13 protein-coding genes and 1 tRNA gene are annotated in these 16847 nt (G+C 54.2%); 7 read left to right on the forward strand and 7 right to left on the reverse strand.

Features of this window, described 5'->3' with window-relative positions; all coding sequences use genetic code 11:
- Positions 1-67: 67 nt before the first annotated feature.
- A complete protein-coding gene (locus FVB43_RS16255; RefSeq protein WP_242462157.1) occupies positions 68-1291 on the reverse strand; it encodes an MFS transporter in 1224 nt (407 codons plus the stop codon).
- A 99-nt stretch (positions 1292-1390) separates the two neighbouring features.
- Between FVB43_RS16255 and FVB43_RS16260 the strand changes: the two genes are divergently transcribed.
- The gene (locus tag FVB43_RS16260) at positions 1391-2329 is read left to right on the forward strand and encodes a LysR family transcriptional regulator (RefSeq protein WP_197931295.1); all 939 of its coding nucleotides are present in this window, start codon (positions 1391-1393) and stop codon (positions 2327-2329) included.
- A 45-nt stretch (positions 2330-2374) separates the two neighbouring features.
- On the opposite strand, the gene FVB43_RS16265 is transcribed toward FVB43_RS16260, so the two are convergent.
- Positions 2375-4495, reverse strand: coding sequence for a TonB-dependent siderophore receptor (locus tag FVB43_RS16265; RefSeq protein ID WP_167864312.1), 2121 nt, complete (start codon positions 4493-4495; stop codon positions 2375-2377).
- A 404-nt stretch (positions 4496-4899) separates the two neighbouring features.
- Here FVB43_RS16265 and FVB43_RS16270 point away from each other — a divergent pair, with 404 nt between their 5' ends.
- The 3 genes from FVB43_RS16270 to FVB43_RS16280 all read left to right on the forward strand — a co-directional run bounded on the left by FVB43_RS16270 (position 4900) and on the right by FVB43_RS16280 (position 8066).
- Entirely contained in the window at positions 4900-5868 is a 969-nt protein-coding gene (locus FVB43_RS16270; protein WP_167864313.1) for a hypothetical protein, read from the forward strand.
- A 31-nt stretch (positions 5869-5899) separates the two neighbouring features.
- Entirely contained in the window at positions 5900-6241 is a 342-nt protein-coding gene (locus FVB43_RS16275) for a hypothetical protein (protein ID WP_167864314.1), read from the forward strand.
- A 433-nt stretch (positions 6242-6674) separates the two neighbouring features.
- A complete protein-coding gene (locus tag FVB43_RS16280; RefSeq protein WP_167864315.1) occupies positions 6675-8066 on the forward strand; it encodes a VasL domain-containing protein in 1392 nt (463 codons plus the stop codon).
- Positions 8067-8276: 210 nt separating this feature from the next.
- On the opposite strand, the gene FVB43_RS16285 is transcribed toward FVB43_RS16280, so the two are convergent.
- The 5 genes from FVB43_RS16285 to aspA all read right to left on the reverse strand — a co-directional run bounded on the left by FVB43_RS16285 (position 8277) and on the right by aspA (position 13798).
- A tRNA-Phe gene (locus FVB43_RS16285) sits at positions 8277-8352 on the reverse strand.
- 109 nt (positions 8353-8461) lie between these two features.
- A complete protein-coding gene (dicD, locus tag FVB43_RS16290; protein ID WP_133842587.1) occupies positions 8462-9040 on the reverse strand; it encodes a division control transcriptional repressor DicD in 579 nt (192 codons plus the stop codon).
- A 40-nt stretch (positions 9041-9080) separates the two neighbouring features.
- Positions 9081-10799, reverse strand: a complete 1719-nt coding sequence (locus FVB43_RS16295) for a protein-disulfide reductase DsbD (protein WP_167864316.1) — start codon at positions 10797-10799, stop codon at positions 9081-9083.
- A 144-nt stretch (positions 10800-10943) separates the two neighbouring features.
- Positions 10944-12245: an anaerobic C4-dicarboxylate transporter gene (locus FVB43_RS16300; protein ID WP_167864317.1), complete on the reverse strand. Its 1302-nt coding sequence runs from the start codon at positions 12243-12245 to the stop codon at positions 10944-10946.
- Positions 12246-12361: 116 nt separating this feature from the next.
- On the reverse strand, positions 12362-13798 hold the full coding sequence (gene aspA / locus FVB43_RS16305; RefSeq protein ID WP_133842584.1) for an aspartate ammonia-lyase: 1437 nt from the start codon (positions 13796-13798) through the stop codon (positions 12362-12364).
- A 368-nt stretch (positions 13799-14166) separates the two neighbouring features.
- Between aspA and FVB43_RS16310 the strand changes: the two genes are divergently transcribed.
- The 3 genes from FVB43_RS16310 to groL all read left to right on the forward strand — a co-directional run bounded on the left by FVB43_RS16310 (position 14167) and on the right by groL (position 16838).
- Complete coding sequence (locus FVB43_RS16310) at positions 14167-14628, forward strand: FxsA family protein (RefSeq protein ID WP_133842583.1); 462 nt, start codon at positions 14167-14169, stop codon at positions 14626-14628.
- 225 nt (positions 14629-14853) lie between these two features.
- On the forward strand, positions 14854-15147 hold the full coding sequence (locus FVB43_RS16315) for a co-chaperone GroES (protein WP_133842582.1): 294 nt from the start codon (positions 14854-14856) through the stop codon (positions 15145-15147).
- Between the two features lie 47 nt (positions 15148-15194).
- Complete coding sequence (gene groL / locus FVB43_RS16320; protein WP_133842581.1) at positions 15195-16838, forward strand: chaperonin GroEL; 1644 nt, start codon at positions 15195-15197, stop codon at positions 16836-16838.
- Positions 16839-16847: the final 9 nt, after the last annotated feature.

Below are 16847 nucleotides of genomic sequence, written 5' to 3' on the forward strand. Positions count from 1 at the left end.
TTACCCGCAGTGGGATGACTTCTACAAAAAACTCGCTGACCGAAACTCAGGGTCAGCCATTACGGATTTATGCTTGTCTTGTTTTATGGGCAGACTTCATCAGGCGGCGGGCATTCATCCGCACGATAAAACTGCCCGCTCCGGCCAGTGTCAGCAGGGCGACCACGCCCGGCCAGCCCGCCTTTTCCAGCAACAGACTGCCCAGCGCCGAACCGACCGCCATACCGATAAATACCCCGGTAAACATCAGCGCATTCAGGCGGCTGCGGGCGGCGGGTTCCAGCCCGAAGATCAGCGTCTGATGGGAAACCAGCGTCGCCTGCACGCCAAAATCAAAGCCGATAGCCGAGATAACAATCAGCGCCAGCTGGGCGGAAACCGGCAGCAGCGGCAGTAAAAACAGGGCAGCAAAAGAGAGCGTGGCGAGGGCAGTGCTGAACTGCGTAACCAGCGCCGGGCCGCGGCGGTCGGCCATCATTCCCGCCAGCGGTGCCGCCATTGCGCCTGCGGCACCCGCCAGGCCAAACGCCCCTGCCGTGGCGCTGCCCAGGCCATAACGGCTGTGCAGCATCACCGCCAGTGTCGACCAGAACGCGCTGAAACCGACAGAGAGCAACCCCTGCGCCAGCGTGGCGCGGCGCAGCTCACCGTGGTGCATCCACAGGTGGCGCATTGATGCCAACAGCGCCGGGTAACCCAGCGAGGTGCTGGGGGCGATATGCGGCAGGCGACGCCACAGCACCAGGGTAATCATCAGCACCAGCAGGGCGGCGAGCACAAACATGACGCGCCAGCCGAAGTACTGCGCCACCAGCCCGCTCACCACTCTGGACAGCAAAATGCCAAGCAGCAGCCCGGTCATCACCGTGCCCACCGTTTTACCGCGCTGCGACTCCGGCGACAGGCTGGCAGAGGCAGGGACGATGTCCTGTGCCATTGTCGCGGTGATGCCAATCGCCAGGCTGGCGGCCAGCAGCACCATCATATTGCCGGCGGCGGCGCTGAGCAGCAGGGCCAGCGTCAGCAACATACCTTTGAGAGTGATAATGGTGCGGCGATCGTGGCGATCCCCCAGTGGCGCCAGCAGCAGGATGCCGAGGGCATAACCCATTTGCGTCAACGTCGGCACCAGGCCGCTGGTGGTGACGCTGGCATGAAGCTGGCGCGATAAAATTTCCAGCATCGGCTGGCTGTAGTAGATGGATGCCACGCTAAAGCCAGCGCCGCTGGCCAGCATCAGCACGGTGGGGCCGGAGAGTGGCTGCGGTAAAGAAGCGGTGTGAGTCGACATGGTGAACAGCCTGTGTGTCAGTGAAGTTGGCGCTATTATTATGCGCCAGTGCGTTAGAGGGTAGTCGCCTGCCTGGTAGAACTGTTATACGATGGGCGTATGAACATATCTCAATTTCCCGGCGTTGACCGTATAGAACTGATGCAGACTTTTGTGCGCATTGTGGAAGCCGGCAATCTGTCGGCGGCCGCGGCACGTCTGGGGACCAGCCAGCCCACCGTCAGTCGCCGCCTGCAAACCCTGGAAAAACTGCTGGGGCTGAAGCTATTGCAGCGCACCACGCACGTGATGAAGCTCACGGAAGATGGCGAACGCTGTTACGCCCATGCCAGAACGTTGCTGGAAAGCTGGCAGGGCATTGAGGACGATCTGCGCGGCGTAACGGAAGAGCCGCAGGGCGTGCTGCGTGTGCTGGCCCCGCATGCCTTTGGCCAGGACCAGATGATTGGGCCTTTGCAGCGCTACTTACAACGCTACCCTCAGATGACCGTCGAGTGGATGCTCAGCGATCGGCACCCGGACTTTATTGCCGAAGGCATTGATTGTGCGGTGCACGTCGGTCCGGTGACGGAACCCTCGGTGGTGGCCCTGCTGGTGGCCGAAGTGCCGCGCATTGTGATTGGTGCACCGTCGCTGCTGCCTTCGGGGGAGCTGCCCCGGCATCCGCAACAGTTGCAGGATCTGCCCTGGCTGGCGCTCAGCACTTTTTACCGTCACAGCGTGTCGCTGACGCAGCTTCCGAGTGGGGAGAACCAGCGTTTTGATATCCGGCCACGTCTGCTGACCGACAGTCTGTATGCGCTGCGCAATGCCGTACTGGCAGGAATGGGGGTGGGTATTGCATCGTCATGGGTGGTACAGGAGGATATTGCCCGTGGGGACTTGCTGCATCTGGCTCCACAGTGGCAGGCCGCTGCGTTGCCGGTGTATCTGGTCTATCCGCATGCCCGTTACTATCCGGCACGATTGCGGATGTTTCTGGCGATGATGCGCGAAGCGATGCCGGTCCTGTCGGGGACGCAGCACCCGGTGCGCTAAATAAAAAAGGCACTCCCGCCAGGAGAGTGCCTGTAGAGCGCGGGATCAGAAGCTGTAGCTGACGCCTGCCTGCCAGGTACGGTCACGACCGATCCAGCAGTTGTTGGTGTCGTAGCAGGTGAAGGTCTCTTTGTTGGTCAGGTTCTGCGCGCTGGCTTTCAGCGTCACCCCGGCCAGCTGCGGAGACACCGCCGCCATATTGTAAGACACGGCCATATCCCACAGCGTGGTGCCGCCCAGTTTCCCCTGATCGTTCGCCAGTGAAATTTCCATTGGGCCGACATAACGCGCCCCGGCACCGACGGTCAGGCCGCGTACTGCACCGCTGTCGACGGTGTAGTCACCCCACAGGTTGAAGGTGTTCTCCGCCACCTGAGTCGGGCGTTTACCCTGATACTTATCATCTTCCGTATTCAGCGCGTGGGTGTAGGCGTAGTTGGCGATGATATTAATATTCTCGGTCGGACGACTGATCACCGACAGCTCTGCGCCTTTTGACTCCACTTCCCCGGTCTGGCGATAGACTGCTGGCACGTTGGAATTCGACGTCAGCACATTTTTCTGGCGAATATTAAATACCGAGGCGGTCACCGTGGTGGCGTAATCGGCCAGCAGGTATTTCACCCCGCCTTCCAGCTGACGGCTGGTGGTCGGTTTGGCGGTGGTCAGGTTGCCCGTGGGTGAAACCGGTTTGAAGCCTTCGGAATAGCTGATAAACGGCGCAATGCCGTTATCAAAGGTGTAGAGCGCGCCGAGGCGTTTGGTCAGGCGGTGCTGATCAACCCAGGTTTTGGTGTTATTGGCAAAATAATCGGTATTGGTTGAGCGGTAGTCGTCGTAACGCAGTCCGGCGATCAGGCTCAGGTTGCCGTATTCGACCTGATCCTGGAAGTAGTAGCCGGTTTGATTAAAACTCAGGCGGTTAAGCTGCGCGGTGTTCAGGCCCAGCGCCGACTCATTGACCTGATTGTAATCCGGGTTGCTGATATCAATACCCGGTGAGGCGGCAGAAGCATATTTATAGTGGAAGTGGGAATCCATGCGCTGATAGTCCACACCCGCCAGCAGGTGGTGTTTCCAGTCGCCCAGATCCCACTGCTTCGTCACCTGGTTGTCGATGTTGAAACTTTTCAGATCTTCATCAGTGGTATAGGCAAAACGACCCAGTTGCGTGTTGCTGACCGCTGGATCGGTGATGCCGGTCGCGTAGATGCTTTGCTGATGCGTGTCGACGTCAAAGTAGCGTGCCTTCTGGGCGACGGCCCAGCCGTTATCGAACTCATGTTCAAAGCTGTAACCCAGCATCCACTGGCGCTGTTTAAAGCCGCTCCAGCGATCGCCCGCGTAGGCGCGGTGTGAGGAATCTAAGGCTTTCAGCGCGGCCAGCGGCATTGTATCCGACGGCGTCAGGCTGGGGATATCCTGGTACTGCGCATCAAATGTCAGGCGGGTTTTGTCCGAGGGTTGCCATGTCAGGGACGGTGCCACCAGATAGTTTTCGGATTTGGTGGTGCGCGGCTGGTCATCGCCGGCGCTGGCTTTACCGATAAAGCGGTAGCTCCAGTCGCTGTCGGCAATCGCCCCGGTGCTGTCGATATAGCCTTCGCGCAGTTTCCGGCTGCCGCTGTTAAAGCCGACCTCGGTTTTCTGTTCTTTCTGCGGTTTCTTGCTCTGAATATTCACCAGACCGCCCGGTGAACCGTTGCCGTACAGCACCGAGGCCGGGCCTTTCAGGATATCAACATGGTCGATAAGAATTGGGTCGATATTGGCTTTGGTATTTCCGGTGACGTTATACGGTAGCTGCAGCCCGTCGTAGAACGAGTTATCTACCGCAAAACCACGAATTTTATATTCGCTCATATACGAGGTGGCACCACGGGTTTCTGTGGAGACGCCCGGCGCATAGCGCAGAATTTCATTCAGTGAGTTGGCGTGGCGTGCGGCAATCTCTTTGCTGCCCACGGTGTTAATCACCTGCGGCGTTTTACTTTCCGGCACCGCCGATTTGGTGGCGCTGTTGGTGTAAGCGGGCAATGACGCTGCACCGGAATCCGACGCGCTAACCACCAGGGTTTTTTCGTCAGGGGGGGTGGCGGCGTGAGCGAAGGTGGCGCAGGTGCTGGCAATCAGCACAGAGAGCAGGCAGGGCTTGGTGTTAAACATAGATTCAGATGCCAATGAGAATGTTAAAGATAACGACAATTATTATCATTGGTAGTGACTATGCAATAACTTCCGAAAAATTAAATTTTTATCGTGAAATAACACCTACAAGCCGTAGTGTTTTTATGTGCAGATCTTCACGGCAATATAAAAATTTGTCTTTAGTTAGAACGTTACCTGCCTGTTACGTGCTTGAGGTGATGATACGCCTGGAATCTGTGGTTTTTAGGGGTGATTATATATTTAACAAGTAGTTAAATATGGCGCGAAAGCGCATTCAGACTCTGTGGTGATATTATGACAAGAAAGTTATGAAGCAGAAAAATAGTAGAATATTTAAAGTAAAGCGGGCATTAAGAGGGAGAGAATGTCCATAGAGGAAAATAAAAAAAGCAGCTATCACGATGATAGCTGCCTCGCTGAGCGCGTTGCGATTCATCAGCAGGCGATCGTGTCAGCGCATCATAAGAGTGGTATCTTTTCCCCCTTCTTTTTTGCTCCTTCAAGGTCAGTGGATGATTAAGCATCGTTATGCGGGTTGTTTTTTGTTCTCTCTTTTAATTTCTGGAATAAGTCATGCCGGGGTGATGATTACCTCTCCTGAAGGGGGCGTATTAACCTTTTCTCAGGCGAAAAAAGGGGAGCATTACGATGCCAACACATGGGGGAAAATCGTCTTCTCTACTAAAAATATGCAGGCAGACCTCAGCCAGGAGGACCGTTATTACACTGAAGACGGTTCTTCCCAGGTGTCCCCCTCCGGGCGTTATCTGATCGTCAACAGCATCTCTGGTGGGGAGTTGTGGCAGGAAGATGGTACGGTGACCTGGAGCGACCGCGCCTATTGCAGTGTGGTTGATATGAAGAATGGCTGCATCACCAGTGACTGGAGCGGTGAGGCGTGTGGTTACACGTGGGTCGGCGGCAAAGATATCCTCGCCAGTTCAGAAAAACCCAACGCAGACACGTTTAACTTTACCGCAATGCGCCCTAAGCTGCGTGAGTCGAAAGGGGATTTCGCCCTGATGGGAAATGCCCGGGTAATGAATATTATGCGTTGTGACGTGCCGGGGAAAGGTAATATTAATGACTACCAGCAACTGGCTACATTAAATAAATTATCGGCAAAGGCCGTTCGCAGCCAGATAGCCCATTACGTAAATAGCCTGACGGTGGCCGCATCGATAGAGTCCAAAGCCTTATTATTCACCCGTGCAGATGAACACAGTCAAACTAAGGCCTATTTGGTGGCGGGGGACGAAATAAAGATCATACAACGTTCACCTGATAATCAATGGGTGAATGTGGGTTACATCAATGCAAAAGGCTCTCCCCTTGTTGCCTGGATCAAGGCAGATACGCTAATAAAGTGAAGGTAAATGGTTCCAAAGGAGGAGAGTAACAATGTTACCCAGTAAGAAAGCCGTTAAAGAGAACGATGCCCGGTGGAGGGAGAAACTGAAACGTCGGGATAACCTGGCCGCCATCTTCTTCTTTGTTATCCCATTATGTTTATTTTTGACTGGCGGGCGCGATCTGGCCCGGCTGACGCCATTCTTGTGGCTGCTTTACTGTATTGCCTATCTCATCGTCTTTCGACGCTCATTACGGTTTTTTTCGACTGACGAGCTGCGTTTGATCGCAAGACACGGCAACAATCATCCTTTTTACGCGCTGTGCTGGATAATGGTGATAGGTGTCGGCCTGATGCTTATTGTGGCTATCGTGCAATTCCTCACTGCCTGATCTTGCAACGTCTCATATCTGTTCCTCCTGCCGTTAATCTCTCTGTTTAACACAGCCAAAAGGGCACTCATGCCCCAGGTTTTGGTGCTGATCCGTCATCTTATGACACAATATCTTGATATTAAAACCCTGTTATGAATAATCGATGGGGTATTTTTTGGGATATTTAATGGAATGATAGGATTTAACTTATAAAAGGAGTTTTCGTGAGCCTGTTTCCCAGAACACTGTCAGAATATGTAGCGATGACTATTTGCTTAGTAAGGGTTTCCGATTGTATATCAATAAGTGGTTCAAAAAATATTATTATTTTTGAGGAAGGAAGTGCATGCAGTTATTGTGGTGCGCTTGTCTGATTGTTCTTATTTAACACGATAATTTTTTTGAACTTTCTTAAATAGATAAATACATTTTCTCAACTCAGAAGCCCACTATGAACCCATTATCTGAACGTTATCTGAAAACCGGCGGTGACCCGACTATGCTGCCGGACTATATTTCCCTGAACGATGAAATGAGTAAGTTCGCTCATTCTGCACGGCCGGACGTGGACTGGACTCGGGTACAAAAATTGTGCCTGGCACTGTTTGAACGCAACGGTGTGGAATTACAGACAGCCGCCTGGTATACCCAGGTTCGCATGCAACTTGCCGGGTTATCCGGGTTGAACGAAGGCCTGGCGATCCTCGAGGCCCTGATTAGCCATAAGTGGGAAACGCTGTGGCCGAAGCAGGGACACGCGCGGGTGGACATCCTCAGTAGCCTGAGCCGACGTATCCAGCAACTGATGCGCACGCTTCCGATTAGCTACAGCGACCTTAACCTCAGTCAGTTGTACCAGGCCGAGCATCTGCTCGCGCGTCTGAATGAAGTATTGGATCGGCGGGAATTAAAACAGCTGAGTCAGTTTGATGTACTGGCCACGTTGATGCACAGCATTGCCATTCGGTTGGAAAACAGTGACGTGGCGGGAAAAAACAGTACGTCAGTCGCCGGAACTCCTCTGGCGAAGGGCACCAGTAGTACGGTGGCTAAGCTGGACGTGGTGTTACCCGAGCCGGTTGCAGAATCTCCAGTGCTGACACCGAAGGAAACTGAGGAACCCGTGAGATGGGTCTATGTGGCGCAGTCTAAGGCAGCGATGCAGATACCGTTTAACAATATGCCCTGGAAGCCCTTTGCGGCGGGGATGTGCGTCATGCTTGTGCTGGGCAGCGCGGTACAGCTGGGCTGGGATAAGGTATTTCCTCCGGCTCCGCTGTTGTTGCAGCTGGAAGCGTCCGTTATGCCTCTTGCTACCCCGTTATCGCCCGCTCAGCGTCAGGCTTTGCTTCAGAGTAAGCCGCAACTGGCGGAAAACTTTGTTGAGCAAACGCAGCAGCAGCTGGAGCGGGTAGAGGGCTACAGCCCTGACTGGTCTTTATCCTATGGCCAGGGGTTAATCAATCAGTTGCAGTCATTCAAGCCGCAAGATGAGGCTGCAAAAAAGCTGGTACAGAAATGGCAACAGCAGCTCAATGCGGCAGCGTTACCCGAAGATGTGATGAGCGGCTGGCATAAGGGCATGTCGCAGTTGCAGCAACTGAGTGCGAAGCTGAATACGCTCGACAGCGAGCGCGGGAAATACATTACGGTCAGCGAACTGAAGTCGGTGATATACACCGCAAGGCAGGCGTTTAACCGATCGATCCCGGTTGAAGAACAGCTGCGTCTTTACTCGGTCAGCTCTTCTGATATACAGAAACGGCAGACGGAAATGGCGTTGGAGCAGTTGCAGAAGCGTTACTTCTTGCTGAGTCAGGAAAAAGGAAAAGAGAGTCTGTAACCCAGAAAGCAAAAAACCCGCCACAGGCGGGTTCTTCTAAATATGGTGCCCGGACTCGGACAAAAACGCCGGGAGCGTTTTTGCATGGCGCTTCAGCGCCAGCCCCGGAGGGGCGAGTCTCATGGATGAGACGAGTAATCGAACGCAGTTCGATGGAGAGTCCGTAGCGCAGAAAGCAAAAAACCCGCCACAGGCGGGTTCTTCTAAATATGGTGCCCGGACTCGGAATCGAACCAAGGACACGGGGATTTTCAATCCCCTGCTCTACCGACTGAGCTATCCGGGCAACGGGGCGCATTAAACCGTAAAGGCCGTTCGGCGTCAACGGCTTTGTCATAAAAAAGTCGTAAAATCCTGCCGACTGCCTGCTTTTTACCCTGATACGGCAAAGTGCTTTAGCTTAACGCCCCATTTTTGCGGCACAAAGCAATGGTCAGTACGTCTTCTGCCAGGCGGCGGGCGTTTTCCACTTCCTGCACCTTGCGCTTCACCAGCAGACGGGACAGACAGCCCTCCAGAATCAACTCCATCTGATGTGCCACCAGCTCAGGATTATCGGTTTCCAGCTCGCTCAACAGGGCATGAGTATATTGCCAGGATGCCTGTTTTTGCAGTTCCGCAATTTCGTGGATCGGATGGTCCGGTTGCGGGTAGAAACTACAGGCGGCAATAAACAGACAGCCGGGATAGCGTTGATTATTGACGGCTTCTGCCAGCACCTGATAACGGGCCATCAGTTTTTTCTGCGGGCTGAGGCTGTCGTCCAGCAGCAGCTTACGTCGCCAGACTTCAATCTGCTGCCCGTGATAGCGTAGCGCGTCATACAGCAACGCATCGCGATCCGGCCAGAAGCGCTGAAGTTCTTGTTCGCTGCATCCCAATTCTTCCGCCATCATGGCAAGAGAAGTGGTGGCGGCGAGTCCGTTCAGCTCAAGGATGCCAAGAGCCTGTTCCAGTACCTGTTCACGCTGCACGTCCTTCTCCTCGTTTAGCTTTATCAAAATCTAGTGTCGTTTACTGTGCCAGTTTCTGCAAATGCGCCCGAAACGCCGCCGGTTTCATAAACCCGGTCACGCGTGAGCCCGGGATTTCATGGCCCTGTGCATCAAAGAAAAGCAGGGTGGGCAAGCCCAGGACATTCAGATGGTTCAGCAGGGCGCTGTCGCTGGCGTTACTGGCAGTGACATCTGCCTGCAATAACTGCATGTGGCCAAAGGCCGCCTGCACTTGCGGATCGCTGAAAGTGTATTTCTCAAATTCTTTGCAGGCCACGCACCAGTCGGCATACAGGTCGAGCATCGTGAGGTTGCCGCCCGCATTGCTTGTTAGCCGTTGATTGAGCTGCTCAACGCTACTGATTCGGGTAAACGTTAACTGTGGGCCCGCTTCCTGCTGGGCAGCACTGCCAAACGCCCAATCTTGCAAGGGACGGGCAACAATCAACATGATGCCTAACAGCAGAATTTGCAGCACGCGCAGCCAGCCACGCTGGCTTTTCAGGCTGCTGATAAACGCCCATCCGAAGAAGGCGACGGCCAGCAGGCTCCAGAGGCGCAATCCCCAGGTGTCGCCGACCACCCGCTCCAGCAGGAAGACCGGGAGAGCCAGGATCACAAAGCCAAAACCCTCTTTTACCGTCTGCATCCACGGGCCACTTTTCGGCAGCAGGCGGTTGCCGAACAGCGTAATGGCGACCAGCGGCAGACCCATACCCAGCGCATACAGATACAGCGTTCCGGCACCGGCCAGCATATTGCCACTCTGAGCGATGTACAGCAGGATAGCGCTCAGCGGGGCAGTGGTGCAGGGCGAGCAAATCAGCCCGGCCAGCGCACCCATCAGGAAGACGCCCGGCAGTGAGCCGCCCTGCTGACGGTTACTCCACAGCGTCAGACGGGTCTGCAATGAAGAGGGGAGTTGCAGGGTGAACAGGCCAAACATCGACAAGGCCAGCAGAATAAACAGCACAGAAAGTCCGATCAGCACGGCGGGTGCCTGAAGCGCGGCCTGGAAGCGTAGCCCGGCGGCCGCCACGACAATGCCCATCAGGGTGTAGGTCAGCGCCATGCCCTGTACATAGACCATCGCCAGCGCAAACAGGCGAGCCAGACTGTAGCGGCGATTGCCGCCGAGGATAATCCCCGAGATTAACGGATACATCGGCAGTACGCAGGGCGTGAACGCTACGCCAATGCCGATCAGCAGTGCCCACAGCGGTGAGAAGGGCAAGCTGTTGCTGCCGGACGTCTCTGAGGCAGTGGCAGGTACCGGTGTGGCTTCCGGCGTGCTATGCGCCGCCACTGCATCCAGCGGCACGGTGCGTGTCTCCGGCGGATAACAAAATCCCGCTGCGGCACACCCCTGATAGACCACCGTCATTTGCGCGCCTGCAGCGGCTTGCCTGAGGGTGAAAGGCAGCGTCAGGCTGTCCGGATAAATTTCCGTTTTGCCATAGAACTCGTCTTCATGCGGTTTGCCTGCGGGCAGACTCCACTCGGCGAGCGTCGCGCCCTGCACGCTGATCTTTATCTGCTGGCGATACAGGTAGTAGCCCGGTTTGATCTGCCAGTTGAGGGTGAGAATGTCGTTTTTTTGTGTGAAATCAAAAGCGAAGGCCTGATTGACCGTCACAAACTGGCTGTTGTTGTTGTGGCCGAACAGCGACGCGCTGGCGTTCACGCTGAACAGGCTGGCAAACAGCAGGAAAATAAAGGGGATAAGTCGCTGAGTCATAACGGGTCTTGCTCTCTCCATGTGGGACCGGCCGGACGGCAAAGGGAGATGATAGCATGGCACCGTGAGTTTCGGGGGGTCGGGCAGGTCGGCCTCTACAGGATCCAGGGGCCGATCATTTTTTCCGATCGGCCCGGGGAGAGATTAGAGAATAATGCCACCCAACAGGAAACCAAACGCCACCGACAGCACAATGGCCAGCGTGCCAGGGATCAGGAACGAGTGGTTAAACACAAAACGGCCGATACGCGTGGAGCCGGTATCGTCCATTTCCACCGCGGCCAGCAGCGTAGGGTAGGTCGGCAGCACAAAGAGAGCGGATACCGCCGCAAATGATGCCACCGCAGTGACCGGGGAAACACCCAGCATCAGGGCTGCCGGCATCAGCGCTTTGGTGGTTGCCGCCTGCGAGTAAAGCAGCGTTGAGGCAAAGAACAGGATCACAGCCAGCATCCATGGATAATCGTGCAGCAACTCACCTGCCACCTGCTGGATATCGCCGATGTGGGCTTTGACAAACGTATCCCCCAGCCAGGCAACGCCGAGTACGCAGACGCAGGCACTCATGCCGGATTTAAAGGTGCTGGCACTGAGAATTTCACCGGTATCAATCTTGCAGGTTAAGCAGATCAGCGCGGCAACGGTCAACATAAACACCACGATGGCTTCATTACGCGGCAGCACCGGGTTTTGAATCAGGCCAACCGCATCGCTGATCGCGGTGGCGTACAGTACCACGGCGACAATGCCGACCAGCAGCAACAGTACTGAGCGCCTGGCTCCCGGTTTTTCTTTAAACTTGCTGGCCCCACGCAGGGCCACTTCGCCTTTTGCCAGCCGGGCCTGATATACCGGATCATCCTTCAGCTCTTTACCAAGGAAGTTGGTGAGCAGCGCAGCGATAAAGATAGCCGCCATCGTGGAGGGGATCGCAACCGCCAGCAGCATCAGGTAGCTGATGCCTTTGGGTTCGAGGATGCCCGCCATAAACACCACGGCCGCTGAAATTGGCGAGGCGGTGATGGCAATCTGCGAAGAGACCACGGCAATCGACAGCGGACGGGAAGGGCGTATGCCCTGTTCTTTGGCCACCTCGGCAATCACCGGCAGCGTGGAGAACGCGGTGTGCCCGGTCCCCGCCAGCAGGGTCATCACATAAGTCACCAGCGGTGCCAGCAGGGTGATATAGCGCGGATGTTTACGCAACAGCCGCTCGGCCAGATTGACCAGATAATCCATCCCGCCAGCAACCTGCATCGCGGCGATAGCGGCAATAACGCCCATAATGATTTCGATAACGTCGAACGGGATGGCACCCGGTTTGATTTGAAATCCCAGGGTGAGAATCAGCACCCCGAGACCTCCGGCAAAGCCGATGCCGATCCCTCCCAGCCGGCTTCCCAGATAGATCGCGGCAAAGACGACGATAAGCTCAGGTAATAACATAAGGTGTTCCTTAATTTTTTTGCTAATAAACCGTTAAAATTTTGTGTGCTGTGAAAAGTAAAAAGGCACGGTGTTCGGGTGAACAACGTGCCTTAAAAAGTTAGATATCCGGTCTGTTATTGTTCGTTTTCATCGGTATAGCGTTTTGCTTTGTACACCGGGAACATCAGGTTCTGCGTAGAGAAAATATCATCCAGCTCGCTTTCGGTCAGTAAACCGCGCTCCAGTACCACTTCCCGCACGCTCTTACCGGTTTCGGCGCAGATCTTGCCGACGATATCGCCATTATGGTGGCCGATATACGGGTTGAGGTAGGTGACAATACCGATGGAATTAAACACGTAGGCTTCGCACACCGCTTTGTTGGCGGTAATGCCATCGACGCATTTTTCCAGCAGGTTGTAGCAGGCGTTGGTCAAAATATGAATGGACTCAAACATCGCCTGTCCGATGACCGGTTCCATCACGTTCAGCTGGAGCTGGCCCGCTTCAGAAGCCATCGTCACCGTAATATCGTTGCCGATGACCTTGAAGCACACCTGATTGACGACCTCAGGGACGACCGGGTTAACCTTGGCAGGCATGATTGAAGAGCCAGCCTGTAATTCCGGCAGGTTAATTTCGTTCAGGCCAGCGCGTGGGCCGGAGGAGAGCAGACGCAGGTCATTACAGATTTTCGACAGCTTAACCGCCAGGCGTTTCAGCGAACTGTGCACCATCACGTAGGCACCGCAGTCGGAGGTGGCTTCGATCAGGTCTTCTGCCGGCACGCAGGCCAGGCCGCTGACTTCTGCCAGCTTCTGTACGGCCAGCTGTTGATAGCCGTCCGGTGTATTCAGACGAGTACCAATGGCGGTCGCGCCCAGGTTGACTTCCAGCAGCAGTTCGGCGGTGCGCAGAATGCTGCGGATCTCTTCATTCAGCAGCACGTTAAAGGCATGGAATTCCTGGCCAAGTGTCATCGGCACGGCATCCTGAAGCTGGGTACGGCCCATTTTCAGGATGGTGTTAAATTCCACCGCTTTCCGCTGGAAGCCTTCACTCAGCTGGCCGATAGCGTCCAGCAGTTTCAAAATGGAGCTGTAAACCGCGATGCGGAACCCGGTTGGGTAGGCATCGTTGGTGGACTGGCATTTGTTTACGTGGTCATTCGGATTGAGGTACTGATACTCTCCTTTCTGATGCCCCATCAACTCGAGGCCAATATTGGCCAGCACTTCGTTGGTGTTCATGTTTACCGAGGTGCCAGCCCCCCCCTGGTAAACGTCGATCGGGAACTGATCCATACACCGGCCGTTGTTCAGCACTTCATCACAGGCACTGATAATGGTGTTTGCCACGTTGCGCGGGATAGTTTGTAGCTCTTTATTCGCCAGCGCCGCCGCTTTTTTAACCATGACCATACCGCGTACAAATTCAGGGATGTCACTGATTTTGTTGTTGCTGATATAGAAGTTTTCAATCGCACGCAGAGTATGAACACCGTAGTAAGCATCCGCGGGGACTTCACGCATACCTAACAGGTCTTCTTCGATACGAATGTTATTAGTCATGAGAACCTTCTTTAAAGGAATACCGGTAAAATCATCACAATTTAAGTGCCTGTTTCTGCGGTCGACATCCAGAGAATATCGGGCCGGAGAACGGCTGCCGCAAGATTTTATCTGTTTGCGTCACACCGAGCACGATCATATTCTGTCGTGATGCAAAAGCCTGAAGCCAGATCACTTAAACTGCCTGCCATATCAAACAGTTTCAATGATATGTGATCGTACTCACAATGAAAGGTGTCGCATCTATTTCAACATTTCCCGTTGAAAAAGGAGCTCCTCGCTCCCACCTTCTATACTATCGGTCACTACGATCGCCATTTTATGCCGCCGTGCACTCTGCAGGGGGGCCATTGATACAGGAGAATACGGTGCGCTGGTTACCGTTCTTAGTAATATTTGCCCTGGTATGGATCGAGATTTCTCTCTTCATTCAGGTTGCCCATGTGATGGGCGTGTTGATGACCATGCTACTGGTGATCTTCACTTCCTGCATTGGCATTTCTCTGGTGAAAAACCAGGGGATGAAAAACTTTATGCTGATGCAACAGAAGCTGAATGCGGGCGAAAGCCCGGCGGCAGAGATGATCAAGAGTGTCTCGCTGGTGCTGGCGGGTTTCCTGCTGTTACTGCCAGGCTTCTTTACTGACTTCATTGGTCTGCTGCTGCTGTTGCCTCCGGTACAAAAGCATCTGACGCTGAAGCTGATGCCGCATCTGAAAGTCTGGGGCGGTGGGGGCGCTGCGCCTGATAGCGGGTTTACCGTTGATGGTGAATACGAGCGTAAAGAATCGAATCTGATTGAGCATGACCGCAACGACGACAGGCGTTAATGTTTTGCCCGTCAATCACGGCGCTTTCCTGACGGGGCGCCGTTTTTTTTGCCTGCCGAACAGGATGTACAAAAAAACACCTAAAGAGGCAGTTAACAAAAAAAATTACTTCTGGCCCTTGAAAGGCCTCCTCGGCGGCCGCATCTCTTCCGTCACGAGGCCGGTAGCCAATGCAGCCCGGCTTTCATCCCAAAACTGATTGGACTTCTCAAAGGAGAGCTAACAATGAAAATTCGTCCATTGCACGATCGTGTTATCGTCAAGCGTAAAGAAGTTGAATCCAAATCTGCAGGTGGCATCGTGCTGACCGGTTCTGCGGCGGGTAAATCTACTCGTGGCGAAATCCTGGCTGTTGGCAACGGTCGCATCCTGGAAAATGGCGAAGTGAAGCCATTGGACGTGAAAGTAGGTGATGTGGTCATCTTCAGCGAAGGCTACGGCGCGAAAACTGAAAAAATCGACAACGAAGAAGTTCTGATCATCTCAGAAAACGACATTCTGGCGATTGTTGAAGCGTAATTAACGCGTAATTCACTGAACGTAACGAATTTAAGGAAAAAGATAAAATGGCAGCTAAAGACGTAAAATTCGGTAATGACGCGCGCGTAAAAATGCTGCGCGGTGTGAACGTACTGGCAGATGCAGTAAAAGTTACCCTGGGCCCGAAAGGCCGTAACGTGGTTCTGGATAAATCTTTTGGTGCACCGACCATCACGAAAGATGGTGTTTCTGTTGCGCGTGAAATCGAGCTGGAAGACAAGTTCGAAAACATGGGCGCTCAGATGGTGAAAGAAGTCGCTTCCAAAGCTAACGACGCTGCGGGTGACGGTACCACCACTGCTACCGTACTGGCACAGTCCATCATCACCGAAGGCCTGAAAGCCGTCGCTGCGGGTATGAACCCGATGGATCTGAAGCGCGGCATCGACCAGGCGGTTATCGCCGCGGTTGAAGAGCTGAAAAAACTGTCTGTGCCTTGCTCTGACTCTAAAGCGATTGCTCAGGTCGGTACCATCTCTGCTAACTCCGATGAAACCGTGGGCCAGTTAATTGCTCAGGCGATGGAAAAAGTGGGCAAAGAAGGCGTGATCACTGTTGAAGAAGGCACCGGTCTGCAAGACGAGCTGGACGTGGTTGAAGGTATGCAGTTTGACCGTGGCTACCTGTCCCCTTACTTCATCAACAAGCCAGAAACTGGCGCAGTTGAGCTGGAATCTCCATTCATCCTGCTGGCTGACAAAAAAATCTCCAACATCCGTGAAATGCTGCCAGTGCTGGAAGCCGTTGCGAAAGCCGGTAAACCACTGCTGATCATCGCTGAAGATGTTGAAGGCGAAGCGCTGGCAACGCTGGTGGTGAACACCATGCGCGGCATCGTGAAAGTGGCTGCGGTTAAAGCTCCTGGTTTCGGCGACCGTCGTAAAGCCATGCTGCAGGACATCGCTGTTCTGACCGGTGGTACCGTAATCTCAGAAGAGATCGGTATGGAACTGGAAAAAGCAGGTCTGGAAGATATGGGCCAGGCGAAACGCGTTGTGATCAACAAAGACACCACTATCATCATCGATGGTACCGGTGAAGAAGTGGCGATCAACGGCCGTGTGACTCAGATCCGTCAGCAGATCGAAGAAGCAACTTCTGATTACGATCGTGAAAAACTGCAGGAACGTGTCGCGAAACTGGCAGGCGGCGTTGCCGTTCTGAAAGTGGGCGCAGCGACTGAAGTTGAAATGAAAGAGAAGAAAGCACGCGTTGAAGATGCTCTGCACGCTACCCGTGCAGCAGTAGAAGAAGGCGTGGTTGCTGGTGGTGGTGTTGCACTGGTACGCGTGGCGTCTAAATTGTCTGAACTGCGTGGCCAGAACGAAGACCAGAACGTGGGTATCAAAGTTGCGCTGCGCGCAATGGAATCCCCACTGCGTCAGATCGTTGCTAACGCCGGTGAAGAGCCATCTGTTGTGACTAACAACGTGAAAGCAGGCGAAGGTAACTACGGTTACAACGCGCAGACCGAAGAGTACGGCGACATGATCGACTTCGGTATCCTGGACCCAACCAAAGTGACCCGTTCTGCTCTGCAGTACGCTGCTTCTGTTGCTGGCCTGATGATCACTACCGAATGTATGGTGACTGATCTGCCTAAAGGCGATGCGCCTGATTTAGGCGCAGGCGGCATGGGTGGTATGGGCGGCATGGGCGGAATGATGTAATCCCCCCGC

This window comes from Erwinia rhapontici (assembly GCF_012271765.1).
In the GTDB taxonomy this organism is placed as follows: domain Bacteria; phylum Pseudomonadota; class Gammaproteobacteria; order Enterobacterales; family Enterobacteriaceae; genus Erwinia; species Erwinia rhapontici.

Coding starts and splice junctions, on each gene's coding strand:
- aspA (WP_133842584.1), bottom strand. CDS start 13,798: ATGACTAATAACATTCGTATCGAAGAAGACCTGTTAGGTATGCGTGAA.
- FVB43_RS16270 (WP_167864313.1), top strand. CDS start 4,900: ATGATAGCTGCCTCGCTGAGCGCGTTGCGATTCATCAGCAGGCGATCG.
- FVB43_RS16255 (WP_242462157.1), bottom strand. CDS start 1,291: ATGTCGACTCACACCGCTTCTTTACCGCAGCCACTCTCCGGCCCCACC.
- FVB43_RS16315 (WP_133842582.1), top strand. CDS start 14,854: ATGAAAATTCGTCCATTGCACGATCGTGTTATCGTCAAGCGTAAAGAA.
- FVB43_RS16295 (WP_167864316.1), bottom strand. CDS start 10,799: ATGACTCAGCGACTTATCCCCTTTATTTTCCTGCTGTTTGCCAGCCTG.
- FVB43_RS16275 (WP_167864314.1), top strand. CDS start 5,900: ATGTTACCCAGTAAGAAAGCCGTTAAAGAGAACGATGCCCGGTGGAGG.
- groL (WP_133842581.1), top strand. CDS start 15,195: ATGGCAGCTAAAGACGTAAAATTCGGTAATGACGCGCGCGTAAAAATG.
- FVB43_RS16265 (WP_167864312.1), bottom strand. CDS start 4,495: ATGTTTAACACCAAGCCCTGCCTGCTCTCTGTGCTGATTGCCAGCACC.
- FVB43_RS16260 (WP_197931295.1), top strand. CDS start 1,391: ATGAACATATCTCAATTTCCCGGCGTTGACCGTATAGAACTGATGCAG.
- FVB43_RS16300 (WP_167864317.1), bottom strand. CDS start 12,245: ATGTTATTACCTGAGCTTATCGTCGTCTTTGCCGCGATCTATCTGGGA.
- FVB43_RS16280 (WP_167864315.1), top strand. CDS start 6,675: ATGAACCCATTATCTGAACGTTATCTGAAAACCGGCGGTGACCCGACT.